The 23545-nt window shown below is 67.9% G+C and carries 23 protein-coding genes; 11 read left to right on the top strand and 12 right to left on the bottom strand.

Annotation, left to right across the window (positions count from 1 at the left end):
• Positions 1-69: 69 nt before the first annotated feature.
• On the bottom strand, positions 70-1710 hold the full coding sequence (locus DX03_RS01180; RefSeq protein ID WP_394343873.1) for an ABC1 kinase family protein: 1641 nt from the start codon (positions 1708-1710) through the stop codon (positions 70-72).
• A gap of 182 nt (positions 1711-1892) precedes the next feature.
• On the opposite strand from DX03_RS01180, the gene DX03_RS01185 reads away from it, so the two are divergent.
• Entirely contained in the window at positions 1893-2831 is a 939-nt protein-coding gene (locus tag DX03_RS01185) for a DUF808 domain-containing protein (RefSeq protein WP_038691709.1), read from the top strand.
• Between the two features lie 15 nt (positions 2832-2846).
• On the opposite strand, the gene DX03_RS01190 is transcribed toward DX03_RS01185, so the two are convergent.
• Genes DX03_RS01190 through DX03_RS01200 form a run of 3 tightly spaced genes read right to left on the bottom strand, consistent with a single transcriptional unit; the run spans position 2847 to position 5661 of the window.
• Entirely contained in the window at positions 2847-3509 is a 663-nt protein-coding gene (locus DX03_RS01190; RefSeq protein ID WP_038685756.1) for a hypothetical protein, read from the bottom strand.
• Between the two features lie 10 nt (positions 3510-3519).
• Entirely contained in the window at positions 3520-4041 is a 522-nt protein-coding gene (locus DX03_RS01195; protein ID WP_425598288.1) for an RNA polymerase sigma factor, read from the bottom strand.
• 57 nt (positions 4042-4098) lie between these two features.
• Entirely contained in the window at positions 4099-5661 is a 1563-nt protein-coding gene (locus tag DX03_RS01200; RefSeq protein WP_038685757.1) for a GGDEF domain-containing protein, read from the bottom strand.
• Between the two features lie 147 nt (positions 5662-5808).
• Here DX03_RS01200 and DX03_RS01205 point away from each other — a divergent pair, with 147 nt between their 5' ends.
• The gene (locus DX03_RS01205; protein WP_038685758.1) at positions 5809-6444 is read left to right on the top strand and encodes a Rossmann-fold NAD(P)-binding domain-containing protein; all 636 of its coding nucleotides are present in this window, start codon (positions 5809-5811) and stop codon (positions 6442-6444) included.
• 279 nt (positions 6445-6723) lie between these two features.
• Here DX03_RS01205 and DX03_RS01210 read toward each other — a convergent pair whose 3' ends face one another.
• The 4 genes from DX03_RS01210 to pdhA are packed head-to-tail and all read right to left on the bottom strand — an operon-like array spanning position 6724 to position 10609.
• The gene (locus DX03_RS01210; protein WP_038685759.1) at positions 6724-8115 is read right to left on the bottom strand and encodes a dihydrolipoamide acetyltransferase family protein; all 1392 of its coding nucleotides are present in this window, start codon (positions 8113-8115) and stop codon (positions 6724-6726) included.
• Positions 8112-8465 (bottom strand): SH3 domain-containing protein, encoded by a 354-nt coding sequence (locus tag DX03_RS01215; RefSeq protein WP_038685760.1) that lies wholly within the window; start codon positions 8463-8465, stop codon positions 8112-8114. The genes DX03_RS01210 and DX03_RS01215 overlap by 4 nt, the downstream gene beginning before the upstream one ends.
• Position 8466: 1 nt before the next feature.
• A complete protein-coding gene (locus DX03_RS01220) occupies positions 8467-9534 on the bottom strand; it encodes an alpha-ketoacid dehydrogenase subunit beta (RefSeq protein WP_038685761.1) in 1068 nt (355 codons plus the stop codon).
• Positions 9527-10609 carry a pyruvate dehydrogenase (acetyl-transferring) E1 component subunit alpha gene (pdhA, locus tag DX03_RS01225; protein ID WP_038685762.1) on the bottom strand — a complete coding sequence of 361 codons (1083 nt, stop codon included), beginning with the start codon at positions 10607-10609 and terminating at the stop codon, positions 9527-9529. The genes DX03_RS01220 and pdhA overlap by 8 nt, the downstream gene beginning before the upstream one ends.
• A 335-nt stretch (positions 10610-10944) precedes the next feature.
• Here pdhA and DX03_RS01230 point away from each other — a divergent pair, with 335 nt between their 5' ends.
• The 4 genes from DX03_RS01230 (at position 10945) to DX03_RS01245 (ending at position 15910) form a co-directional block, all read left to right on the top strand.
• The gene (locus DX03_RS01230) at positions 10945-11823 is read left to right on the top strand and encodes a tryptophan 2,3-dioxygenase (RefSeq protein ID WP_038685763.1); all 879 of its coding nucleotides are present in this window, start codon (positions 10945-10947) and stop codon (positions 11821-11823) included.
• 241 nt (positions 11824-12064) lie between these two features.
• The gene (locus DX03_RS01235) at positions 12065-13567 is read left to right on the top strand and encodes a peptide MFS transporter (RefSeq protein WP_038685764.1); all 1503 of its coding nucleotides are present in this window, start codon (positions 12065-12067) and stop codon (positions 13565-13567) included.
• An 8-nt stretch (positions 13568-13575) separates the two neighbouring features.
• Positions 13576-14184, top strand: a complete 609-nt coding sequence (locus DX03_RS01240) for a thioredoxin family protein (RefSeq protein WP_038685765.1) — start codon at positions 13576-13578, stop codon at positions 14182-14184.
• A gap of 583 nt (positions 14185-14767) precedes the next feature.
• Entirely contained in the window at positions 14768-15910 is a 1143-nt protein-coding gene (locus tag DX03_RS01245; RefSeq protein ID WP_038685766.1) for a hypothetical protein, read from the top strand.
• Between the two features lie 223 nt (positions 15911-16133).
• Here DX03_RS01245 and DX03_RS01250 read toward each other — a convergent pair whose 3' ends face one another.
• Positions 16134-16625 carry a MarR family winged helix-turn-helix transcriptional regulator gene (locus DX03_RS01250; protein ID WP_038685767.1) on the bottom strand — a complete coding sequence of 164 codons (492 nt, stop codon included), beginning with the start codon at positions 16623-16625 and terminating at the stop codon, positions 16134-16136.
• Positions 16626-16800: 175 nt separating this feature from the next.
• Here DX03_RS01250 and hppD point away from each other — a divergent pair, with 175 nt between their 5' ends.
• The 3 genes from hppD to DX03_RS01265 all read left to right on the top strand — a co-directional run bounded on the left by hppD (position 16801) and on the right by DX03_RS01265 (position 20103).
• Positions 16801-17871 (top strand): 4-hydroxyphenylpyruvate dioxygenase, encoded by a 1071-nt coding sequence (hppD, locus tag DX03_RS01255; protein WP_102100658.1) that lies wholly within the window; start codon positions 16801-16803, stop codon positions 17869-17871.
• Between the two features lie 166 nt (positions 17872-18037).
• The gene (gene hmgA / locus DX03_RS01260; RefSeq protein WP_038685769.1) at positions 18038-19339 is read left to right on the top strand and encodes a homogentisate 1,2-dioxygenase; all 1302 of its coding nucleotides are present in this window, start codon (positions 18038-18040) and stop codon (positions 19337-19339) included.
• Positions 19336-20103 (top strand): pentapeptide repeat-containing protein, encoded by a 768-nt coding sequence (locus DX03_RS01265; protein ID WP_038685770.1) that lies wholly within the window; start codon positions 19336-19338, stop codon positions 20101-20103. The genes hmgA and DX03_RS01265 overlap by 4 nt, the downstream gene beginning before the upstream one ends.
• A gap of 138 nt (positions 20104-20241) precedes the next feature.
• Here DX03_RS01265 and DX03_RS01270 read toward each other — a convergent pair whose 3' ends face one another.
• The 3 genes from DX03_RS01270 to DX03_RS01280 all read right to left on the bottom strand — a co-directional run bounded on the left by DX03_RS01270 (position 20242) and on the right by DX03_RS01280 (position 21674).
• Complete coding sequence (locus DX03_RS01270; RefSeq protein WP_038685771.1) at positions 20242-20544, bottom strand: hypothetical protein; 303 nt, start codon at positions 20542-20544, stop codon at positions 20242-20244.
• Positions 20541-21047, bottom strand: coding sequence for a hypothetical protein (locus tag DX03_RS21010; protein WP_185753428.1), 507 nt, complete (start codon positions 21045-21047; stop codon positions 20541-20543). Before DX03_RS21010 ends, DX03_RS01270 begins: the two co-directional genes overlap by 4 nt.
• 102 nt (positions 21048-21149) lie before the next feature.
• Positions 21150-21674, bottom strand: coding sequence for a hypothetical protein (locus DX03_RS01280; RefSeq protein ID WP_038685772.1), 525 nt, complete (start codon positions 21672-21674; stop codon positions 21150-21152).
• A gap of 133 nt (positions 21675-21807) precedes the next feature.
• Here DX03_RS01280 and DX03_RS01285 point away from each other — a divergent pair, with 133 nt between their 5' ends.
• Together DX03_RS01285 and DX03_RS01290 are read left to right on the top strand one after the other, a co-directional pair.
• Positions 21808-22419, top strand: coding sequence for a hypothetical protein (locus DX03_RS01285; protein ID WP_038685773.1), 612 nt, complete (start codon positions 21808-21810; stop codon positions 22417-22419).
• Positions 22420-22539: 120 nt separating this feature from the next.
• Positions 22540-23496, top strand: coding sequence for a sodium:calcium antiporter (locus DX03_RS01290; protein ID WP_038685774.1), 957 nt, complete (start codon positions 22540-22542; stop codon positions 23494-23496).
• Positions 23497-23545: the final 49 nt, after the last annotated feature.

Here is a 23545-nt window from a genome sequence, read left to right on the forward strand (position 1 = left end):
AAGATGCGCTACAACGCATCGTGTTTTCAGGTGTAAAACACACGTGAAGAAATGCGATGCAGCGCGGCATCATCGATGGCCGCGCTCTTCCTTCGAACGCGCACGACGATCAAAGATCAGCGCGCTGAGGATGATGCCAAGGCCCAATGCCACGCCGATCAGCATCAAGGTGAATGCGATGGCCGGATACCCGAACAGGTGCCAGCCGGTATCCACTTTCATCATCATCGCTGCGGCAAGAATCAACGCGGCGGTAACAATGCCGGCCGACACGCGGTTGGCGATCTTCTGCAGGTTTTCCATCAGCCGCGATTCTTCCAGCCCGGTCACTTTCATCTGCAGGCGGTTCTCGGCCAGCAGGGCAAGGATGTCGGACATCTTGCGCGGCCCTTCGCGCAGCAGCTGCTGTATCTCCATGGCTTCGCTGGCCAGGTTGGCCGCCGACAGCGATTTCTTCAGGCGCGCACGCATCACGTGCTGCAGCTGTTTCTCCACGATGCGGCGGGTGTCCAGGTCGGGCGACAGCAGCCGGCATACCGTTTCCAGGTTCAACAACGCCTTGCCGAGCAGGCTCAGTTCCGGCGGCGTGCGCAGCCCGCTGGCAGTGGCGATGCGGACCAGGTCGAGCACCACGCGGCCTTCGGAGAAACTGGTGTTGGCGGCATAGCGCGCAATCATCTGCCCGGTTTCGCGCAGGTAGCGTTCTTCGTCGAACGATTCCAGCCGGGTACTGATGCCGATGATCTCATCGGCCACTTCCTCGCCACGCCCGTCCACGGCGGCGAACAGCAGCTTGAGCAGGCGCTCGCGCAGGCGCGGTGGCATGTGCGCAACCATGCCCAGGTCGAAGATCGCCAGGCGACCCTGCGGGGTGACGCGCAGGTTGCCCGGGTGCGGGTCGGCATGGATTTCGCCATGCACGAAGATCTGGTCGATGTAGCCGCGGATCAACGCGGCGGCCAGCGGCGCCATCGGTTCTTCGGTGCGGCGCACATCGGGAATCATGTCCACCCGCACGCCGTTGGCCAGCTCCATGGTGAGCACGCGGTGGCTGCAGTAGTCCCAGATCGGCTGCGGCACCCACAGCGGCTTGAACGGCTTGAGATGCTGGCCGAAGCGTTGCAGGTTCTCTGCCTCTGCCTGGTAGTCCAGCTCCTGCATCAGGGTCTTGGCGAACTCGTTGAGCCAGTCGCGCAGGCGTACCCGGCGGCCCACCTGGGTGAGATGGTCGGCGGCCAGCGCGAAACTGCGCAGCACCTCCAGGTCCGAGCGCAGCTGCGCGGCCACTTCCGGCTTCTGCACCTTTACCGCCACCTCGCGGCCATCATGCAGCTGCGCGCGGTGGACCTGCGCAATGGAGGCGCACCCCAGCGGCACCGGGTCGAAGCTGGCAAACAGCTTGGACACCGACGCGCCCAGCTCCTGCTCGATGATCTGTGCAATGCGCTCGACCGGAATCGGCGCCACCTTTTCCTGCATGCGTTCCAGCGCGGTGGCAAATTCCACCGGCACCATGTCCGGGCGGGTGGACAGCATCTGCCCCAGTTTGACGAAGGTGGGGCCGAGCGATTCCAGGTCGGTGACGAACTGCTCCGGATTGCCCTCCGGCGGGATGTCGTGCACCGCGCGGGCGTCCAGGTTCATGCCCGAAAACACCCCGGAGTTCCGGTAACGCAGCAGCAGGCGCAGGATCTGGCTGCGGCGGTTCATGCCTTTTACCAGCGATGGCGAGCCAGGGGCGACGGGCGTGGTATTCAAGCAGGGCTCCAGGACGGGTGTCCCCGGCAGTGTGCGGGCGGGCAGGTAGTGGGGCGGTGAATCCGCCGGCATCTACCGCGAACGGGCCAGGATCGGGCAGAATCCACGCTTCCCGCTTGATCTATTGGATTGCCATGGCCGGTGCCAGCCTGTTTGCGTTGCTCGATGACATTGCCACGCTGTTGGACGACGTGTCGGTCCTGACCAAGGTCGCGGCCAAGAAAACCGCCGGCGTGCTGGGCGACGACCTGGCGCTGAACGCGCAGCAGGTGACCGGGGTCAATGCCAACCGCGAGCTGCCGGTGGTGTGGGCGGTGGCCAAGGGCTCGCTGGTGAACAAGGCGATCCTGGTGCCGGCCGCGCTGGCGATCAGCGCGCTGGAAGCCTGGCTGCGCGGCAAGGGCTACCCGGTGCCGATCGTGGTGCCGCTGATGATGATCGGCGGTGCGTTCCTGTGCTACGAGGGCGTTGAAAAGCTGGCGCACCGCTTCCTGCATTCCAAGCAGGAGGACGAGCAGCACAAGGCCGAACGGGTCAAGGCGCTGGCCGACGAGAAGGTCGACATGGTGGCCTGGGAAGGCGAGAAGGTGAAAGGCGCGGTGCGCACCGACTTCATCCTGTCGGCCGAGATCATCGTGCTGTCGCTGGGGGTGGTCTCGGCCGCCCCGTTCCTCAACCAGGTCACCGCGCTGGTGGTGATCGCACTGGCCATGACGGTGTTCGTCTACGGGCTGGTCGCCGGCATCGTGAAGCTGGATGACCTGGGCTTGTACCTGTCGCGCAAGGGTGCCGGGCTGGCCGCGTTCGGCCGCGGCCTCCTGATCGCCGCGCCCTGGTTGATGAAGTTCCTGTCGGTGGCCGGCACCGCGGCGATGTTCCTGGTGGGTGGCGGCATCCTGGTGCACAACGTGCCGGCGCTGCACCATGCCGTGGTCGGCCTGGGGGGTGAAGGCCAGTGGGGCTGGCTGATCAACGCGCTGGGCAACATGGTGGTCGGCGTGATCGCCGGTGCGATCGTGCTGGCCGCGGTGATGGGCTTCCAGAAGCTGCGCGGCAAGAAAGCGGCGCACTGACAGGCGCGCGGTCTGTCAGCGGGCGTTCCAGTCGCGCAGCGCCTCCAGCTCGGCGCGTGCGCGGGCCAGGCGACGCCCGGACAAGGCATCGATCGCGCGCTGCAGGCGGGGTGACGCCGGGGCCTGCCGCTGCCAGCGCCGGGCCAGGAGCAGCAGGGCGGTCATCAGCGCCGCCCCGGCCACCAGCGAGACCAGCAACGCGCGTGCGGCGAAGGCGGACAGGTCGATGCCCCACGCCTGCCACGCCACCAGCACCGGCACCGCCAGCCACAGCCAGCACCAGGGCAGCCCCAGCAACAGTTCGCCGGCGGCGGTCTGCATGCGCAACACCGCCAATTGCCGGGACTGCTGCAGCACCGGCTGGTCGGGCTGCAGCTGCCCGCGCAGGTGCAGCCGGGCCGCGCTGACGATGATCACCGCCACGCAGTAGACGTGCAGCGCCACGGCGCTGAGCATCACCGCCAGCGGTGGCTGCTGCCACCACACGCTGCCGCAATACATCGACAGCCCCAGCCAGAACAGCAGCTGCACCACCTGCAGTGCACTGAACGCCGACAACTGGCGTTGCGCGGCGTACTGCCGGTGGCGGCGCCAGCTGTTCAAAGCGGCGGTGGCCTCGCTGTCGTCGGCATCGCCGCCGGCCTGGTGCCACAGCTGCTTGAGTGGATCGGTATGCATGACGGTGGCCTCAGGCGGTGGGGTCGAAGCGCGCGCGCAGCTGCTGGCGCAGGCGGTGCAGGCGGGTGGACACGTTGGCGGTGCTGATGCCGAGGATGTCGGCGATCTGGCGGTGGTCGTGATCGTCCAGGTGCAGCAGCATCAATGCGCGGTCCAGCGGCGGAAGCGCGCGGATCGCACCCTCCAGCTGCTGTACGGCGTGCTGCTGTTCGGCCGGTGCACCCTCGTCCACCGGCAAGGTGTCCTCGTCCAGCGTGGCGTGGTGGCGCTGGCGCAGCTGCTGCCGGCGCACCTGCGAGATGGCCACGTTGAGCGCGACCCGGTACAGCCAGGTGGAAAAGCGGGCGCGTGCCGGGTCGAAGCTGTCGAACGCATCCCAGGCCTGCACGCTGATGTCCTGGATCAGGTCGAGCCGGTCTTCCTGGTGCGCGCAGTATCCGCGTGCGATCTTCAGCACGATGCCGCGGTGCTGGTCCAGCAACGCGGCGAAGCGCAGGCGCGGGTCGTGGGCGGCAGGGGTGTTCATGTCCATACCCGGGTGATTCGCACGGAGGCGGCCGTTATCACAGCGCCTCGGCGGGCATGCCGGTCACCGGGGCGCGTCGGCCGCCTGCACGCGGTTCTTGCCGACCCGTTTGGCCGCATACAGGGCCGCATCGGCACGCCGCAGCAGGCCATCCACCGGTTCGCCGGCGTGCCATTGCGCCACCCCGGCGCTGAAGTGCACCGGCACCCGCGTGTCGTCCAGCTGCAGGGGGCGCTGGGCCAGCGAGCGCTGCAGCCGCAGCAGGGTGGACATGCTGTCGGCGGCCGGTGTTTCGGGCAGCAGCAGCACGAATTCGTCGCCGCCGATGCGGGCGATCGCATCGGTGCTGCGCAGGTGCAGCTGGCAGACCGCCACCAGGTGGCGCAGCACGGCATCGCCACCGGCATGGCCGTGGGCGGTGTTGGTCTGGTGGAAGTCGTCCAGGTCGATCAGTGCCAGGGCCAGCGGGTGGCCATGGCGGCCGGCCCGTGCCAGCTCGCGGTCGACCAGTTCGTCGAAGCCGCGGCGGTTGAGCGCCCCGGTCAGCGGGTCGGTGCGAACCAGCCCGGACACATCGCGCAGTTCCTGCTCCAGCTCGGCGATGCGCTGCTCGGCCTGTTCCACTTCGCGGCGTGCATTGCCCAGGTGGTCGCGCGCCTGCAGTGCCTGCTCCTGCACGCGGCCGGTGTCCTGCAGCACGCCCTGCAGCAGCTGGCTGAGGTCGGCGATGCTGCGCGCTTCCTTCAGGGCCAGCGCATAACTGCTGATCCGGTCGTGGTACTCGCCGGTGCTCACGGCCATGCCGTCGAGGCGCTCGATGAAGCCGCCCATCAGGCCCTTCATGGCCGCCTTGGATTCGACGATGCCCTGTTTGAGCAGGCCCTGCTTGTAGATCACTTCGCGCAGGTTGGCGCGCGCCTGGTCGACCGAGTCGCGGTCCAGCGGGCCGCTGATCAGCTGGCGCACCGCATGCACCTGCCCATGCAGCCAGCTGCTGTCGTCCAGCAGCTCGCCGATGTTGTCCAGCAGCAGGTCGAACAGGCTCAGCAGCAGTTCCTGCTGTTCCTGCCAGCCATCGCTGCGCACGCCGATCTGGTGGGTCAGCTCGCGCAGGCGCAGTTCGATCGGCTGCAGCGGCTGGCCGGGGTGCCAGTGGCGCAGGTCGGCGGCGATCTGCGCCGGCTCCTCCCGCAGCTCGGGCATGTTCTGCAGCAGGCTGGCCACGGTCACGCCCAGCGTGTGCCGCAGCAGCTCGCGCAGGCGCAGGCTGTCGGGCTGGCCGTCGGGGCTGTCCTGCTCGATGGTGCGGATGTACTTGTCGATCAGCTGGCGCATCGCGCGGCCGTAGCTGACCCAGTCGGCGCTGCGCTGGGCCGACTGCAGGCGCAGGCCCATGTCGCCCAGTTCGCCGGGCAGGGTGGACATGCCGTTGGCGAAGGCCGCCAGCAGCGGTTCGGGGCTGTCGATGCCGGCGAACAGGCGCTGCAGCATGGCGCTGGTGCCGCCCTTGGGGCCGGGCGCGTCCACGCTGGCCGTGTCGATCACCCGGCTCTCCACCTGGCGCCGCGACAGCAGCCGGCCCACGGCGGTGCCGGGGCTGGGGGGAGCGTCGTGCGGGTCGGTCATGCGCGGATCCTTGGCGGGTCACCGGCGGGGCAGCCGGGCGGGTGGAAGAGGTTGGAACAGTATCGGCGCGGTGCAGGCCGGCTTGAACGCGGGACGGGCACGGCAGCTGTGCCACGATGGTAGGCAATCTGACGGTGGGAGCGTGCGATGAAGGTGATGCTGGTGGGGGCAACCGGTCTGGTGGGCGGGCAGGTGCTGCAGCAGCTGCTGGATGACCCGCGTTGCGATGCGGTGGTGGCGCCCACCCGGCGGCCGCTGGCGCATGCCGACCCGGCCCTGCACAACCCGGTGGTCGACTTCGAGCGGCTGCCGGTGGACGCACCCTGGTGGGCGGTGGATGCGGTGATCTGCGCGCTGGGCAGCACCATCAAGCAGGCCGGCAGCCGCGCGGTGTTTTCCCGGATCGACCACGACTACCCGCTGCAGGTGGCCACCCTGGCCCAGGCCCACGGCGCGCACGCGTTCGTGCTGAATTCGGCGATGGGCGCCGACCCGCAGTCGCGGATCTTCTACAACCAGGTCAAGGGCCGCCTGGAACAGGACCTGCGCGGGCTGGGCTACCGCTCGCTGACGCTGGTACGCCCCGGCCTGATCGGCGGCGAACGCAGCGAACGCCGCACCGGCGAGCACCTGGCCAGCGTGGTGCTGGGCGCGCTCGGCCCGGTGCTGCCACGCGCCTGGCGGATCAACCCGGCGGTGAACATCGCCGCAGCCATGGTGGAGGCAGCACTGGCCCCGCGGCCGGGCGTCCAGATCGTAGGCGCAGCAGACCTGGCAGGGTAGAGCCGACCGTTGGTCGGCTGCAGGAAACCCAACCGGAGGTAGAGCCGACCGTTGGTCGGCTGCACGGAACCCAACCGGATGTAGAGCCGACCGTTGGTCGGCTGCACGGATCCCAACCGGAGGTAGAGCCGACCGTTGGTCGGCTGCACGGTATCCGGAGGAGCCGGCCAGCGGCCGGCACTACCGGGCGCGCAAACAACAACGGCCACCTTGCGGTGGCCGTTGTCGTATCCGTCATTGCCCGCCGACCAACGGTCGGCCGCTACCCGCCCACGTGGATCAGCTGGCCAGCGCCAGATCATCCAGCATGGCCCGCAGGAAACGCGCAGCTTCACCGCCGGTCGCCGCGCGGTGGTCGAAGGTGACCGACAGCGGGATCACCTTGTGCGCTTCCACGCCGCCCATCACCGGGGTCATCTGGTGGCGGGCACGGCCGGCACCGACGATGGCCACGCACGGCGGCACCACGACCGGGGTCGCGTAGCGGCCGGCGAACATGCCGAAGTTGGACAGCGAGATGGTGTAGCCGCTCAGCTCGGACGCGGCGATCGAGCGCGATTCCACCTGCTCGCGCAGGCGGTTCACGCCCTCGCGGATGCCACGTGCGTCGAGCATGTCGGCATTGCGCAGGGCGGGCACGAACAGGCCGTCGTCGGTGTCCACCGCGATGCCGATGTCCACCTGGTTGTGCAGCGTGCGGGTGAGCGCATCGCCGTCGAACCACGCGTTCAGTGCCGGCACCTTCTGGCAGGCCACCACGATCGAGCGCACCAGGCGCGCGGTGACGTCGTTGCCCGGCACCCAGGCGTGGATGTCGGCGTCGTCGTTGAGCGTGGTCGGCACGACCTTGCTGTGCGCATCGGCCATGACCCGCGCCATGTTGCGGCGCACGCCCTTGAGCGGTTCCGGCTGGCCCTTGGCCACCACGCCCGGCGGCTGGGTGCGCATCGGGCGACCGGCGGCCGACAGCGGCGTACGCGATTCGGCGGCGCGCGCCACCGGTGCCGGTGCAGCCGCAGCGGCCACGGCGGCGCGTGCCGGCGCAGCGCCGACCTTGGCGCTGCCATCGGCGGCGGCCTGCTTGACGTCGGCCATGGTTACCGCGCCATCGGTGCCGGTGGCACGCACCCGGGTAAGGTCCACGCCCAGCTTGCGCGCGGTGGCGCGCACGGCCGGCACGGCCTTGACCCCGCCCACGGCGACGGCCTGTTCGGCGTGCACGGCATTGGAGCTCTGCATGGCGCCAACCACGGTGCCGGCGTCATCGCGCTCGGCGCCGGGCTTGGCAATCTCGCCCCCGTTGTCCGACGCCACCACCCTGTCCGGCTGCGCGGCCGCGGTCTGGCCGGTGCTGGGGGTGGGCGACGGAGCGGCGTGCCCGTGGCTGTGGCCGGTGTCCTGGCCATCGGCGCGCTGCGGCATGTTCGGGTCCAGTTCGAACTGGGCCAGCACGCTGCCGGTGGGAATGATGTCGCCTTCACCGCCGGCCAGCGCCAGCACCTTGCCGGAGAACGGCGAGGGCACTTCGACCACGGCCTTGGCGGTCTCCATGGACACCAGCGGCGCGTCGAGCGCGATCACGTCGCCTACCTTGACGAACCACTCCACGATCGTGGCGTCCGGCAGGCCTTCGCCGAGGTCGGGCAGGTGGAAATTCTTGTTCTCACTCATGTGCAGTTCTCTTCCAGCAGTTCGAGATCGCGGGCCGGCAGCCAGCCCGTCGCGCCGTTCGCGCGCTCGGACCACCACCAACCACCGTGTTCATGATGCAGTTTGACCAGTTCACCGCTGTCCACATCCAGTTCGCGGGCGTCATAGTCGCGCAGGGCTTCTGCGCGACCTTCGTCCAGCAACTGCAACCACGCCACCGGTGCCCAGCCGGCACGCCCGTCATCGGTGCGTACCCAGGCAAACGCCGGCCATTCCTCGTCACGAACACCCAGTTCGACGATCTGGCCGGTGCGGAACCGGAGCGGGTTGGGGTACTGGCTGCGGTACGGGCCTAGGAGGCGGGCCCGCACGTCAGCCTGCCGCAATGGCGCGTTTGGCCGCGCTGATGATCCGGTCCACGCTCGGCAGGTACTTCATTTCCAGGCGGAACAACGGAATGTGGGTGTCATAGCCGGTGACGCGCTCGACCGGTGCCAGCAGGTCGTACAGCGATTCCTCGGCCAGGCGCGCGGCGATTTCCGCACCGAAGCCGGCCGTCTTCGGCGCCTCCTGCACGATCACGCAACGGCCGGTCTTGGCCACCGATTCGGCGATGGTGGCAAAGTCGAGCGGACGCAGCGTGGCCACGTCGATCACTTCGGCACTGATGCCTTCGCCGGCCAGCTTGTCGGCCGCTTCCAGCGCTTCCTTCACCTGCGCGCCCCAGGTCACCAGGGTCACGTCGGTGCCGTCGCGCAGCACGAAGCACACGTCCAGCGGCAAGGCTTCGCCGTCATTGACGACCACTTCCTTGTACTGGCGGTAGATGCGCTTGGGCTCCATGTAGATCACCGGATCCGGTTCGCGGATCGCGGCCAGCAGCAGGCCATAGGCGCGCTGCGGCGAGGACGGCAGCACCACGCGCAGGCCCGGCACGTTGGTGAAGATCGACTCGTTGGCTTCGCTGTGGTGCTCCGGCGCGCGGATGCCACCGCCCCACGGCACGCGCAGCACCATCGGGCAGTGCAGGCGGCCACGGGTGCGGTAACGCAGGCGCGCGGCGTGGCAGATGATGTGGTCCACCATCGGGTACATGAAGCCGTCGAACTGGGCTTCGGCCACCGGCTTCATGCCCTGTGCGGCCAGGCCGATGGTCAGCCCGGCGATGGTGGTTTCATCCAGCGGGGTGTCCAGGATGCGGTCGGCGCCAAAGCGCTGCTGCAGGCCGGCGGTGGCGCGGAACACGCCGCCGTTGACGCCCACGTCTTCGCCCAGCACCAGCACCGACTTGTCGTGCTCCAGCTCCCAGGCCAGCGCCTGGGTGATGGCTTCGATGAGGGTGATCGGGGTGGTGGTCATGATGTCTTCTCCGCGCGCGACGGCGGCGCTGTCGGCGGCGTTGGTCTGCGCGCTGGAGGCGCCGTTCTTGATCTCATCCATGGCGCTGCTCCAGGGCGATCGCCTGCGCACGCTGGGCCAGCAGGTCCTGCGGCGGATCGGCATACAGGAAGTCGAACATCGCCTCCACCGGCTGCACCGGGGTATTGAGGTACAGGTTCACTTCTTCATCCACGCGCTTGCCGCACTCGGCGGTCCAGGCGGCTTCCTCTTCCTCGCTCCACACACCGGCGTTGGTGAGGTACTTGCGCAGGCGCAGCATCGGCTCGCGCTGCCAGGCATCCTTCACTTCGGCGTCGTCGCGGTAGCGGCGCGCGTCATCGGCGGTGGTGTGGTCGGACAGGCGGTAGGTCATCAGTTCCAGCACGGTGCCGCCGTCGCCGGCCAGCGCGCGTTCGCGCGCCTGCAGCATGGCGGCCATCACCGCGATCAGGTCGTTGCCGTCCACCTGCAGGCAGAACAGGCCACCGGCCAGCCCCTTCTGCGCCAGCGTTTCGGCACCGGTCTGGGCCGAACGCGGAACCGAGATGGCCCAGCCGTTGTTGACGATGCACAGGATCAGCGGGAGCTTGTAGGCACCGGCGGAGTTCAGGGCAGCGTAGAAGTCGGTCTTGGAGCTGCCGCCATCGCCACACACCGCCACCGCGATCTGCTTTTCGTTGTTGAGCTTGAACTTCAGCGCCGCGCCGGCCGCATGCAGGCACTGGGTGGAAATCGGCACGCAGAACGGGAAGTCCTTGGCCGCGTTGCCGCCGTAGTCGTTGCCACGCTCGTCGCCGCCCCAGTACATCAGCACGTCGTGCGGGCGCACGCCACGCATGAACATCGCGCCGTACTCGCGGTAGGACGGTGCGAACACGTCGTCCTTCTGCATCGAGGCGCCAATGCCCACGTGCGCGGCTTCATGGCCCAGGCAGGCCGCGTAGGTACCCAGCTTGCCGGTGCGCTGCAGCGCGATCGACTTGCCGTCGAACACGCGCACGAACAGCATCTGCTTGAACATCGGCAGCAGCGCGCGTGGATCGCGCAGGGCCTCGGGCAGGTCATCGCGGACGAGCGTGCCGTCCGTGTCCAGGTACTGCAGGTATTCGATCTTGAACTCAGCGGCAACCGTCATTGCGTACTGCACCTTCGACAGGAAGTTACAAATGATATGAATTGCCATGTTAAGGAAGGCGTACGAAAAAGCCGTCCTGCGGCGCAGCAAGTGTCCCGGTGGACAATACGCCCATATACCCCGTAAGGGGCGCGAAATGCCAATGACTGCAACGTATTCAGTTGCTGCAACCGGGCATGAGCGGCGGTTGCCGGGGCAGGGCGGGTGGCCGCTGCCGCCGGTCTGCCCGCGCAGAATCCGGGCCCGGCTTGGGCACCACACGCCGGCGCATGGCCCCCGCCGCCCGGGAGCGCATGCTGTGCGCTACCCTTTGACCCCCTCATTTGGCCCACGCCATGTCCGTCGAGAAGAACCAACGCGACCTCGAAGCCGGTATCCACACCGATCTGCAGGGGCGCCTGACCTACGGCGGCTACCTGCGGCTGGACCAGCTGCTCAGCGCCCAGCAGCCGCTGTCCAACCCGCCGCACCACGATGAGATGCTCTTCATCATCCAGCACCAGACCTCCGAGCTGTGGCTGAAGCTGCTGGCCCACGAACTGCGCGCGGCCATCGGCTTCCTGCAGCGCGACGAGGTCTGGCAGTGCCGCAAGGTGCTGGCGCGCAGCAAGCAGGTGCTGCGCCAGCTGACCGAGCAGTGGTCGGTGCTGGAAACCCTGACCCCGTCCGAGTACATGGGCTTCCGCGACGTGCTGGGCCCGTCCTCGGGCTTCCAGTCCCTGCAGTACCGCTACATCGAGTTCCTGCTGGGCAACAAGAACGCGCAGATGCTGCAGGTGTTCTCGCACGACCCGGCCGGCCAGGCGCAGCTGCAGGAAGTGCTGGACGCACCCAGCCTGTACGAGGAATTCCTGCGCTACCTGGCCCGCTTCGGCCACCCGGTGCCGGCCGAGTACACCGGCCGCGACTGGCAGCAGCCGCACGTGGCCGACGACGCCCTGCACCCGGTGTTCGAGCGGATCTACCAGAACACCGACCGCTTCTGGCGCGAGTATTCGCTGTGCGAGGACCTGGTGGACCTGGAGACCGCCTTCCAGCTGTGGCGCTTCCGCCACATGCGTACGGTGATGCGGGTGATCGGCTTCAAGCGCGGCACCGGCGGCTCCAGCGGGGTCGGCTTCCTGCGCCAGGCGCTGGAGCTGACCTTCTTCCCGGAGCTGTTCCAGGTGCGCACCACGATCCGCAACGACGACCCGATGCCGCCGGACGCCTGAGTCCGCGCGGGCACCGATCGCCCTATTCATCATGACGCCCGGATGACCACGGGGCTGCCCGCAGCCCCCGCCGTTGCTGCGCTGGCGGGCCCTCCCCGACGGTTGCAGGTGCAAGTTCAGCGAGCATGCCGCCACCTGCACGGATCAGCGTGTATTTGACGTGAACGCCGTTGGTCTGGGATTCTCCCGCGCTGTTCGCACATCGGACGTGCATGTCTTCCACCGAACCCAGGAATCCCGCATGAGCGTAGACGCCGCCGCGAAATCCGTTCCCGACCCGGCGCTGCCGGATTTCAAGACCACGCTGGGCCATCCGCGCCCGTTGTGGATGCTGTTCATGACCGAATTCTGGGAGCGCTTCGCGTTCTACGGCATCCGCTGGGCGCTGGTGCTGTACATCGTGTCGCAGTTCTTCGAGGGCGACTCGGCCGGCCAGGCGGCCGCCAGCCGGACCTACGGTGCCTACCTGGCGCTGGTCTACGCCGCGGCGATCTTCGGCGGCTACGTGGCCGACCGGGTGCTGGGCTACCAACGCTCGATCCTGACCGGTGCGGTGATCATGGCCGCCGGCCTGTTCATGGTCGCCATGCCGAACAAGGAAGTGTTCGAGCTGGGCCTGGCCACGATCATCATCGGCAACGGCCTGTTCAAGCCCAACATTTCCACCATGGTCGGCAAGCTGTACGGCCTGAAGGATGAGCGGCGCGACTCGGGCTTCACCATCTTCTACATGGGCATCAACATCGGCGCGATGATCGCCCCGGTGCTCACCCAGTACCTGGCCGAGCGGGTGTTCGGCACCCAGGCGATGCCGTCCTACAAGATGGTCTTCATCGCCTCGGGCATCGGCATGCTGATCAGCCTGGCGTGGTTCTACGTCGGCCGTGCCGGCCTGAAGGGCATCGGCGCACCGCCGGTGGGCGCCGAAGGGTTCGGCCGCATCATCATGGTGTTCGTGGGCGCGATCGTCGCCATCCCGGTGGCCTACTTCCTGCTGTCCACCGGCGCCACCGCGCTGGCCTGGATCCTGGGCGTGATGTTCATCGCGCTGGGCGTGCTGCTGCTGGTCGAAGGCATCCGCGAGGGCAAGGTCCAGCGCGACCGCGTGATCGCCATGCTGATCATCTTCGTCTTCAACGTGATGTTCTGGATGTTCTTCGAACAGGCCGGCAGCTCGTTCACCTTCCTGGCCGATGAGATCGTCAACCGCCAGCTCGGCGGCTGGACCTTCCCGACCGCGTGGTTCCAGTCGGTCAACTCGGTGGCCATCATCACCCTGGCCCCGATCATTGCCTGGATCTGGATCAAGCTGGGCCGCGCCAATCCGTCGATCCCGCGCAAGTTCGGCCTGGGCCTGCTGTTCAACGGCGCGGCCTTCGCGCTGCTGATGCTGGCCCTGTCGAGCATGGTGGTGGACGGCAAGATCCCGTTCTGGACGCTGTTCATGGTCTACGTCATCCAGTCGGTCGGTGAGCTGTGCCTCTCGCCGATCGGCCTGTCGATGGTGACCAAGCTGGCCCCGGTGCGCCTGGTTGGCTTCGGCATGGGCGGCTGGTTCCTGTCCACCGGCATCGGCAACAACCTGTCGGGCATCTTCGCCGGCGTGGTCAGCGGCGAAGGCGGCATGACCGTGGAATCGGCCCTGAAGGGTTACACCTTCGGTTTCTGGGCGTTGATCATTTCCGGCGCGTTGCTGTTCCTGCTCGCCCCGCTGATCAACAAGCTGATGCACGGCGTCAAGTGAGGTCGGTGATGCGCATGTACGCATGGGGTGGTGCGATGATCGTGGCCGGCCTGCTGGCCGCCTGCTCGCCGTCGTCGGCGCCTGCCACCGCGCCTGCGCAGCCGGTGGACACCACCGAGCAGAAGGCGCCGGTCGCTGATCCCAGCGTACCGGTGGCCTCGGGCAATACCCCGGCCGCGGCGGATGTCGCCGCCGTGGCGGCGCTCAACGCGCAGTTCGACCCGGCCCGCGATCCGGTCGCCGACCTGGCCACGGCCAAGGTCGAGGCCCAGCGCGGGGGCAAGCGGATCGTGCTGGATGTGGGCGGGGAGTGGTGCTCGTGGTGCCACCTGATGGATGCCTTCATCGAGGGCGATGCGGAGATCCGCAGCTTCCGTGACGCCAACTTCGTGTGGATGAAGGTCAACTACAGCGAAGACAACGAGAACGCGGCGTTCCTGTCGCAGTTCCCTGCGATCAAGGGCTACCCGCACCTGTTCGTGCTCGACGCCGACGGCAAGCTGCTGCACTCGCAGTTCACCGGCGAGCTGGAGGCCGACAAGGGCCAGCCGAAGGGGTACAACCGCACGCGGTTCTTCGCCTTCATGAAGGACTGGGCGCCCGCCAAGGCGCCGTGACCGGAGAAAAAGCCGCGGATTCCGCGGCTTTTTTTTGGTTCTTCGCCCATCTGCGGGACACGCAAAAACGGGCCTTGACGCTTTTCGGCGCGGCCGTCGGTGGGTCGGGCGCTGGGCCCCCATGGGGGCCCAGCGCCCGACCCACCGACAAGCGTCAAAAAAAGCGTGGCGTCCACCTGCTCACCGCAAGCCGAGCCCCGTAGCCGCCGGTAGGCTCCTGGGCAAAATAAAGGAGGAGGCCGCCACGCGGCCGGGGGACATTTGCGCCAGGGGCCTACCGGCGGCTACGGGGCCCTCACGCTCGCGACCGGCCTGATCGGAGACGCCAGCCGATCCGAACGGCGCCTGCACACCTGACCACCCACATAGCGTCGTGCTCACTCAGCGACGGCCCTTGCAGCAAGACGCTCCCCTTGGATGGAAGAAGAACCTTTTTTGCTCTTCTCCCCACGATGGGAAGCACGCGCGGGGAATCCTGCACTCCGGCGCCACCCTGACCCTCAATTTACGCGTACCGCTGCCGTTACCTCCAAGGACCTCATGCCGCGCGTGTTTCGTGGCGCACACCAACGGACGGATACGCATGCAGCCGGGCACCAGCGACAGCACTTCGGACACCAGCCTCGATGTCACCGGCGGGGTAAGCCTGCCCCCGGTGGACGTGCTGCTCGACGACCACGGCACGTTGGACGGCGGCGATGCGCACGACGATGCGCCGGCTCCCGGCGCCATCCGCTACCGGCTGCCGCTGGTGGCGGTGCCCGACAACGTGATGCTCAAGGCCGCGGTGCAGAAGCTGGTCGAGCAGAAGGCGCAGCTGGACCTGCTGGCGCGCAACCCGGCCCTGGCCGGGCTGCTGCCGCCGGAATGGCAGGGCAGCGGGTTGCGCGCGCTGGACCTGCAGAGTTTCGTGCTGTCGGTGCTGCCGTTCCTGCAGAACGCGGCCAAGGCCGAGACCGCCCCGGCACGGCTGCCGCTCAAGCACGTGCTGGGCGACACCGGCCGCTGGGACCGCGACGACGTGGACGAGCCCAAGTCGCTGGCCTTCTTCCTGGCCAGCGACGACCGCGCCAGTGCCGGGGTGAAGGACCCGGCCGAGGCCTATCTGGTGGGGGCGCTGGGCCTGGCCTGGGCGCACGAAGGCCGCACCCGTCCTGGCTTCCTGCGCCAGATGGGCTACGACAGCATGGCCGCCCGGGTGAGCATGCTGCCGTACCCCGAACCGGGCCAGCTGGCGCTGTACGCAGTGGTGGCCCATGGCGTGAGCCAGCTCTGGTGCGTGCTCGACCGGCGCAAGCTACGGCCGCTGCTGGCGCCGTGGATCAGCGTGCCGTTGTTGACCGCCTACGGGGTCACCGCTCCGATGACGTGGCCGACCTCGTTCCCGCCGGTGGAGGAGGTGGCGCAGATGCTGGCCGTGGCGCGCACCGGCAAGGGGCCGGTGGAAGTGGACCTGACCAAGGTGGCGGCCAAGGTCAAACAGGACGCCTCGGCCGAAACGTGGATGCCGGTGAGCCTGCTCCAGGTGGGCACCTGGGCGCCGCGCTGGGGCTACTTCATGGCCACCTTCATCGGCCTGCCCTCGGCCCTGCTGGTGCTGGCCGCGCTGGCCCTGCCCAATGCCATCGAGGCGGCGGTAGTGGCCGCCTCGCTCGCCTTCGCCGGCGGCGCCATCGGCGCCCTGGCTGCGCCGTGGGTGCACGCACGGCGCAAGCATCTGAGCTGACGCGCAACGACCAACGGTCGTTGCCTACCGGCGTAGGTACCCACCGTTGATGGGAACCCTGTCTGGAGGAAAGCCCCCTTGGAGTCCAAGGGGGCGCGCCGAAGGCGCGGGGATGTGGGTGATGGTGAGGGGGGCCCGCGTTTTGCGCAGCAAAGCGTGGGAGCGGAAGCGCGAATGCGCAATCGCTACCTAGGTACCCACCGTTGGTGGGTACGCCGGTCGCTCAGCCCTGGTCCATCTTCTGCAGGCCTTCCCCGGCCAGGCGCAGGATCAGGGTCTCCAGCATCTGTTCCTCTTCCTCGCTCAGCACGGACATCAGCTTGCGGGTGATCTCGATCACCAGCGGGGCGATGGTCTCGTACACCTCGAAGCCGGCCGCCGACAGCGCCAGCACCGAGCGGCGCCGGTCGTCGCCGTGGGTTTCACGCTTGATGAAGCCACGCTCGAGCAGTCTGGCCACGGCGCGGCTGACGGCCACCTTGTCCATCGCGGTGCGGTCGGACACCTCGCTGGCCGACGAGCCCGGATACAGCGCCAGGATGGTGATGACCCGCCATTCCGGGATCGCCAGACCATAACGGTCCCCATACAGCTTGGCGATATTGCCGCTGACCCGGTTGGACAGGACGCTCAGCCGGTACGGCAGGAACTGTTCCAGGTCGAGCAGGGCGTGCGAGGCACGGATGCTGTGGCTGCTGGGATCGGGTGAGTTCATGCTGCGGTGCACCTTGATGGTGGTTTCATGTGAAACTATAAACCTTAGTTCCGGACACCGCATTCTCGCGGGTCTGCCCGCCTCCCGCACCTGGTTTTTTCCGATGCGGACTTTGCTTTGGAGCCACATCATGACCAGCCAACTGAGCACCGCGTCCCACGCACCCGATCCGGGCATGCAGGTCACCACCTTCGAGAACCCGATGGGCATCGACGGGTTCGAGTTTGTCGAGTTCGCCGCGCCGGCCGGCCGCGCCGCCGAACTGCACGACTACTTCCGCAAGATGGGCTTCACCGCCGTGCTGCGCCACAAGCGCCGCGCCATCACCGTGTACCGCCAGGGTGACGTCAACTTCCTGGTCAACGAAGAACCCGATTCGTTCGCCTCGGACTTCGCTGAAAAGCACGGCCCGTGCGCCTGTGGTTTCGCCATCCGCTTCCAGAAGCCGGGTGACGAGGTGTTCCAGATGGCGCTGGGCAACGGCGCCGAAGCGATCGACTTCAAGCCGGACAGCAAGGCCGTGCCGGCCCCGGTCATCAAGGGCATCGGCGACTGCATGCTGTACCTGGTGGACCGCTATGGCGCCAACGGCAGCATGTTCGATACCGACTACGCGCCGATCGAAGGCGTCAACCAGCGCCCGACCGGGTTCGGCCTGACCTTCATCGACCACCTCACCCACAACCTGTACTTCGGCAACATGCAGCAGTGGTCGGACTACTACGAGCGCCTGTTCAACTTCCGCGAGATCCGCTACTTCGACATCAAGGGCCTCAAGACCGGCCTGGTGTCCAAGGCGATGACTGCCCCGGACGGCATCGTGCGCATCCCGCTCAACGAATCGTCCGATCCGAAGAGCCAGATCAACGAATACCTGGACGCCTACAAGGGCGAGGGCATCCAGCACATCGCCTGCTTCACCGACAACATCTACGACACCGTCGAGGCGATGCGTGCGCAGGGCGTGGAGTTCCTGGACACCCCGGACACCTACTTCGACGTGATCGACATGCGCGTGCCGGGCCATGGCGAAGACGTGGCGCGCCTGGCCAGGAACAAGATCCTGATCGACGCCGATCCGGAAACCAAGCAGCGCAAGCTGCTGCAGATCTTCACCACCAACTGCATCGGCCCGATCTTCTTCGAGATCATTCAGCGCAAGGGCAACGAAGGCTTCGGCGAAGGCAACTTCACCGCGCTGTTCGAGAGCATCGAACGCGACCAGATGAAGCGCGGCGTGCTGTAACGTAACCCGGCAGGTCCGGCGCGGCTCCCGCCACGCCGGACCCATCCGTACCGCCGGGCTCTGCCCGGCCGCTGCAATGCCGGACATGCCCGTAGAGCCGGGCTCTGCCCGGCTGCTCCAACGCACTACCCATTGCACACCTCCCAGGCTCCGCCAGGACACACAGATGAGCACCTCCATCACCGCCCGCGGTTACCAGACCGGCTTCGGCAACGAGTTCGCCACCGAGGCCGTCCCCGGCGCGCTGCCGGTAGGGCGCAACTCGCCACAGCGGGTGGCGCATGGCCTGTACGCCGAACAGCTGTCGGGCACTGCGTTCACCGCACCGCGCGGCAGCAACCGGCGCAGCTGGGTGTACCGGATCCGCCCGGCGGTGGCGCACGGTGAGTTCACTGCCTACGCCCAGCCGCACCTGCACGGCGACTTCGCCGCGGGGGCGGTGTCGCCCAACCAGCTGCGCTGGGACCCGCTGCCGCTGCCCGGCACCCCCACCGATTTCATCGATGGCCTGTACACCATGGGCGGCAACGGCGCGCCCGACGCGCACCATGGCGTGGGCATCCACCTGTACGCGGCCAACGCCGACATGCAGGGCCGCTACTTCTACAACGCCGACGGCGAGCTGCTGATCGTGCCGCAGCTGGGTCGCCTGCGCCTGCTCACCGAGCTGGGCGTGGTCGAGATCGAGCCGCAGCAGGTGGCGGTGATCCCGCGTGGCGTGCGCTTCCGGGTTGAACTGCCCGACGGCCAGGCTCGTGGCTACATCTGCGAGAACTTCGGCGCCCTGCTGAAGCTGCCTGACCTGGGGCCCATCGGCTCCAACGGCCTGGCCAACCCGCGCGATTTCGAAACGCCGCAGGCTGCCTTCGAAAACATCGAGGGGGACTTCGAGTTGATCGCCAAGTTCGGCGGCCAGCTGTGGCGCGCGCCCATCGGGCACTCGCCGCTGGACGTGGTCGCCTGGCACGGCAACTACGCGCCGTACCGCTATGACCTGCGCCGCTTCAACACCATCGGCTCGATCAGCCACGACCATCCGGATCCGTCGATCTTCCTGGTGCTGCATTCGCCCAGCGACACCCCGGGGACCAGCAACATGGACTTCGCCATCTTCCCGCCGCGCTGGCTGGTGGCGCAGGACACGTTCCGGCCGCCGTGGTTCCACCGCAACATCGCCAGCGAGTTCATGGGCCTCATCCACGGTGCCTACGACGCCAAGGCGGCCGGCTTCGTGCCCGGGGGCGCCTCGCTGCACAACTGCATGAGCGGGCACGGCCCGGACGCGGCCACGTTCGACAAGGCCTCGGCGGCTGACCTGAGCAAACCGGACGTGATCAAGGACACCATGGCCTTCATGTTCGAAACCCGTGGGGTGATCCGCCCGACCGCGCAGGCCATGGACGCCGAGCACCGGCAGCGCGATTACCAGCAGTGCTGGCAGGGCCTGAAGGCGAACTTCACCGCGTGAGCGCGACCTTGCCGCACGCGTCACTGAACCTGTTGCACGAGGCGGCCATCTCGTTGCGGCTGCCTGCCAGATCGCGTTTTGTTGGTGAGCATATCGAGGGTCTGCACCTGCGCGGCGTCAGCCTGGAAGCGCCGCTGTTCGAGCGCTGCACGCTGGAGCGTACCGTCTTGGAGGGCTGCGATATGTCCGAGGTGCGGTTCTTCGCGCGCACCGTGATGGACGCCTGCCAGTTCACCCGTGTCGACTTTCGCGCCAGTGGCCTCAATGACACCGTGTTTCGCGGCTGCGTCTTCGACACCTGCGATTTCCGCCAGAGCCGTTTCGATGCCTGCGTGCTCGACGGCTGCACCTTCATCAACTGCCGGATCGTCGACACCGGCATGCCGGCACACGCCACCACCGGCTGCCGGTTCGAGGGCGTGCTGAAGGACGTGAGGTTTGTTGCCGCCGGCGCACCGGCCTTGCTGGATGCGGACTTCAGCGCCTGCGTTCTGGACTACGTGTCCTTCGAGAACTGCCGGCTGGATAACGTCATTCCGCCACGCGATCCGCGCCATGTTTTCCTGCCGGATATCGCCGCACGTGCGCGCCGGGCGTTGGAGGCGTTGTCCGCGGCACCGGCCGATGCCGCCACCAAGGTGCTCACGCGCCGCCTTCGCCGCTACGCGCAGATGCAGGGCGACATCCTGAATCTGGACAACCTGCGCCATGTAGAAGAACCGGCGGTGGCAGAGGCGTTGATTGCGGCGCTGGCTGCACCCTGACGTGTCACCGCAGGCAACGCGCGGAAGCACCGTCATCGCCGAGACGCCGCAGAGCAGTTGACTGCTCATTCTCTCCCCGCGTTGGTCGGGGTGCGTAGGATGCCGCGGGTCAGCGCCAGGAGAGATTCGTGCCTGCCCTCAATCGCGGTTCGAGTGGCGTCGGGTCACTAGCACGCGATCAATGCGAACCTCATCTGCCTCACGCTGGTAGGCAATGAGGTGCCTACCGTCGCGCGTTGCATAGATGAACGTTCCTTCCACCCAGCCCGGCCGATAAAGCGCGGCACCGTCCAGTGCGTTGCCTTCCTGCTCAATCGCCTCATCGCGCTCAACAGCTGCAGTGAACAGCTGCGGGTCGGGTACTTCACAGGCGCGCTCAAGCGCCTCGACCAACCGCGCTGTTCTGTCCTCGATGGCGCGCCTGCTCCAGGCAACCGTCATTTTGTGCGTGCGTTGCGCTTCATTGCCGACTGAAGATCGCGGCTGAGCCGTGCCTTCAGTGCATCCATCTGCTGGCGTGCTTCGACGCTGGACAATGCGGGTCGTGCGTCTGCACGTGATTCCGCTACGGCGTCCCTGATCTGATCGAGGTACGCGGCATCATCGTGCAGTTGCTTCAGTGCATGTGCCCGATCCGGGCGCGAGCGACGCGTGGGATCGGCGCCTGCCGTTGCCGTGGCATCCACGCGATACCGCGTGATGCCCAGCTTGGAAAGCACCCGCGCAGCGGCCTGGACGCCGGAGAACAGACGCGGCGCACCATCCTTGGTGCCCAAGGCCCGCTCGCTGTTTTCCAAGGCGAAGGTGATCGTGTAGCCATCGGCTGCTGCAACCAAGGTCGTTTCCCGCACGCTGCCGGCCCCAGCCAGCTCGCGGGCAGTCGCCAGTTTGATCGTGCTGACCATGATGGACTCCCAATCAATAGTTACATGGGAATCATACATCAATGAATTCTCTGGCTCGGACGATGCCTGACACCGTGCCCGCAGCGTCCGGCCATGTCCAATTCAAGGTCTTCATCACAACCAGCATCGCGCAATAGGTGATCAAACGGCGAGCGTCTGGAACCCGTCCACCTGATCCTTCGGCAGCACTTCCAGCAGGCGCTGGCGGACCCGCTCGGCATAGCCGGGCGAGGTGAGCGCGGGCAGCGCATCCAGCGCGGTATGCAGGCCGGCGATCACCGCCTCGTCGCTGCGTGCCTGCTGCAGCGCATGCAACAGCGCCGCCGCGTGGGGGTGCCGTTGCAGTTCCAGGATGCCCAGCAGGTAGATGCGCGCGGCCACCAGCGAGCGCCGGCGCTCGGTCGGGGCTGCCGCGGGTGCCGCGGGCGTCGGCACCGGCTCAGGGGCGGGCGGTGGCGTGGGCTCGGCCGCCGCGTTGGACACCAGGTACCCGGCCTGGATCAGCTGGATCACCATTGCTGACGCTTCCGGCCCGATCATGGCGGTGAGCTGCGGCAGATCGCGTTGGCCGTCGCACAGGATCAGCAGGCGGCGCTGGCGCATGTCCAGGGGCGCACGGTGGGCCTGCAGGGCGGTGCGGGCGAGGTCGGTCTTGCGCGGTTGCATGGGCGTGGGGTCGATGCGGTGCAGGCCGAGCCTGAACGCGGCAGGTGAAACCGCGATGACAATCACGTTCCTGCATGCAGCCACTGCACAGCGTTCGCGCTAGGCTGCCGACCACCGACTGGAGGAAGTGCAGATGAAGCAGCTGGGAAGCGTTCTGGCATTGGGCATCGCGTTGGCACTCAGCAGCTGCGAGCGCACCCCTGAAACCCCGTCGAAGGACGCAGAGGCCGCCGTGCCGACGCCGGTCGACACAGCGCCGGCCGCGCCCGCCGCCGCGCCCGCAGCGCAGGACCCGGCCGCCGCCGGCCCGGCGCGGCTGGATGGGTATGGTCCGCTGACCCTGGGCAGCACCTTGGACGAGGTGCGTGCCGCCTGGAAGGCGCCGCTGCAGGGCGAGGTGCCGGACGATTACTGCCATGCACTGCGCCCGCAGGGGGCGCAGGCCGAGGATGTGATCCTGATGATCGAAGGCAAGCGTCTGGTCCGCTACGACGTGCGCAACGACCGCATCACCGCGCCCGGTGGCGGCAAGGTCGGCATGTCGCTGGGCCAGCTGCAGACCCTGTACCCCGACCGCGGCGATGTCACCCCGCACAAGTACGACGAAAAGGGCCACAACCTGCGCGTGCGGCCGGCCACCGAGGGCGGCGCGCTGATCAACTTCGAGATCAACGGCGACGGCAATGTCAGCGCCTGGCGGGTCGGCCAGACCCCGCAGGTGGACTACGTCGAAGGCTGCTCGTAAGCCTGCTGCGGCGCGCGCCGTGGGCAGGCCGCGCCGCTTCTGCCCAGGGGCGCCCGATTCCCTCACCCCCTGCGTGCGGTCTGGCTCTAGAATCGGCCCATTGATGCCTGGGGATTGCCGATGATTGCTGCCACTGCTTGGTTCCTGCTGGGATTGCTGCTGCTGGCACTGGGCGGCGATTCGATCGTCAAGGCGGCCTCCGGCCTGGCCCAGCGCTTCGGCGCCTCGCCGTTCATGGCCGGGCTGCTGCTGGTGGCCTTCGGCACCTCGCTGCCGGAACTGGTGGTCAACGCGCGTGCGTTCGTGGTGGGAGCCGAAGAGCTCGCGCTGGGCAACGCGGTGGGCAGCAACATCGTCAACGTCGGCCTGACCCTGGGCCTGGCCGCGCTGGCGGCCCCGCTGCTGGTGCGCGCGCGGCTGCTGTCGCCGCTGCTGGTGATGGTGGCGGTGGCGAGCCTGGCGCTGATCGTGTTCGGCCTGGACGGCGTGGTGACGCGCTGGGAAGGCGGCCTGCTGCTGCTCGGCTTCGTGGCATCGCTGGTGTTCGTGCTGCGCCGCGCGCGGCTGGAATCGGACCCCGTGCGCGAGGCCATCGCCGGCTATGCGATGACCCGCACCGGCCTGTTCCTCAACCTGTTGCGGGTGGTGTTCGCCGGGCTGTGCCTGTACTACGGCGCGCGCTGGATCGTGCAGGCCGCGCCGGTGTTCGGCGCGGGGCTGGGCTGGTCGCCGTTGCTGGTGGGCCTGTTGCCGGTGGCCATTGGCACCGCGCTGCCCGAGGTGGCGGCGGCGGTGGCCGCGGCACGGCGCGGGCAGGGCGACATGGTGCTGGGCCACGTGATCGGCTCGAGCCTGTTCAACCTGCTGGTGGTGGTGGGCGGCATGGCCGCACTGCGGCCGCTGGCGGTACCGGCGTCGTTCGTGCGCCTGGAGCTGCCGGCGGCGATCGCCTTCGTGCTGGTGCTGTACCCGATGCTGCGTGGCGACCTGACCATCAGCCGCCGCGAAGGCGGCGTGCTGCTGGTGGCGTTCCTGGGCTGGGTGGCGCTGGAGCTGGCGCTGGTCTGGGGCGGCTGAGAAGCCGCGTCGGCGACCACGCGCTCCGGGGTAGAGCCGACCGTTGGTC

Source organism: Stenotrophomonas rhizophila (genome assembly GCF_000661955.1).
Classification (GTDB): domain Bacteria; phylum Pseudomonadota; class Gammaproteobacteria; order Xanthomonadales; family Xanthomonadaceae; genus Stenotrophomonas; species Stenotrophomonas rhizophila.

What these genes read in the sequence shown, in the direction of transcription:
- DX03_RS01240 (WP_038685765.1), top strand. Translation starts at nt 13,576, where the DNA reads ATGCGCATGTACGCATGGGGTGGTGCGATGATCGTGGCCGGCCTGCTG.
- hppD (WP_102100658.1), top strand. Translation starts at nt 16,801, where the DNA reads ATGCAGGTCACCACCTTCGAGAACCCGATGGGCATCGACGGGTTCGAG.
- DX03_RS01195 (WP_425598288.1), bottom strand. Translation starts at nt 4,041, where the DNA reads ATGGACATGAACACCCCTGCCGCCCACGACCCGCGCCTGCGCTTCGCC.
- DX03_RS01285 (WP_038685773.1), top strand. Translation starts at nt 21,808, where the DNA reads ATGAAGCAGCTGGGAAGCGTTCTGGCATTGGGCATCGCGTTGGCACTC.
- DX03_RS01190 (WP_038685756.1), bottom strand. Translation starts at nt 3,509, where the DNA reads ATGCATACCGATCCACTCAAGCAGCTGTGGCACCAGGCCGGCGGCGAT.
- DX03_RS01205 (WP_038685758.1), top strand. Translation starts at nt 5,809, where the DNA reads ATGAAGGTGATGCTGGTGGGGGCAACCGGTCTGGTGGGCGGGCAGGTG.
- DX03_RS01280 (WP_038685772.1), bottom strand. Translation starts at nt 21,674, where the DNA reads ATGCAACCGCGCAAGACCGACCTCGCCCGCACCGCCCTGCAGGCCCAC.
- DX03_RS01230 (WP_038685763.1), top strand. Translation starts at nt 10,945, where the DNA reads ATGTCCGTCGAGAAGAACCAACGCGACCTCGAAGCCGGTATCCACACC.
- DX03_RS01200 (WP_038685757.1), bottom strand. Translation starts at nt 5,661, where the DNA reads ATGACCGACCCGCACGACGCTCCCCCCAGCCCCGGCACCGCCGTGGGC.
- DX03_RS01180 (WP_394343873.1), bottom strand. Translation starts at nt 1,710, where the DNA reads ATGAACCGCCGCAGCCAGATCCTGCGCCTGCTGCTGCGTTACCGGAAC.
- DX03_RS01270 (WP_038685771.1), bottom strand. Translation starts at nt 20,544, where the DNA reads ATGACGGTTGCCTGGAGCAGGCGCGCCATCGAGGACAGAACAGCGCGG.
- DX03_RS01245 (WP_038685766.1), top strand. Translation starts at nt 14,768, where the DNA reads ATGCAGCCGGGCACCAGCGACAGCACTTCGGACACCAGCCTCGATGTC.
- DX03_RS01250 (WP_038685767.1), bottom strand. Translation starts at nt 16,625, where the DNA reads ATGAACTCACCCGATCCCAGCAGCCACAGCATCCGTGCCTCGCACGCC.
- DX03_RS01185 (WP_038691709.1), top strand. Translation starts at nt 1,893, where the DNA reads ATGGCCGGTGCCAGCCTGTTTGCGTTGCTCGATGACATTGCCACGCTG.
- DX03_RS01220 (WP_038685761.1), bottom strand. Translation starts at nt 9,534, where the DNA reads ATGGATGAGATCAAGAACGGCGCCTCCAGCGCGCAGACCAACGCCGCC.
- DX03_RS01210 (WP_038685759.1), bottom strand. Translation starts at nt 8,115, where the DNA reads ATGAGTGAGAACAAGAATTTCCACCTGCCCGACCTCGGCGAAGGCCTG.
- DX03_RS21010 (WP_185753428.1), bottom strand. Translation starts at nt 21,047, where the DNA reads ATGTATGATTCCCATGTAACTATTGATTGGGAGTCCATCATGGTCAGC.
- DX03_RS01290 (WP_038685774.1), top strand. Translation starts at nt 22,540, where the DNA reads ATGATTGCTGCCACTGCTTGGTTCCTGCTGGGATTGCTGCTGCTGGCA.
- pdhA (WP_038685762.1), bottom strand. Translation starts at nt 10,609, where the DNA reads ATGACGGTTGCCGCTGAGTTCAAGATCGAATACCTGCAGTACCTGGAC.
- hmgA (WP_038685769.1), top strand. Translation starts at nt 18,038, where the DNA reads ATGAGCACCTCCATCACCGCCCGCGGTTACCAGACCGGCTTCGGCAAC.
- DX03_RS01235 (WP_038685764.1), top strand. Translation starts at nt 12,065, where the DNA reads ATGAGCGTAGACGCCGCCGCGAAATCCGTTCCCGACCCGGCGCTGCCG.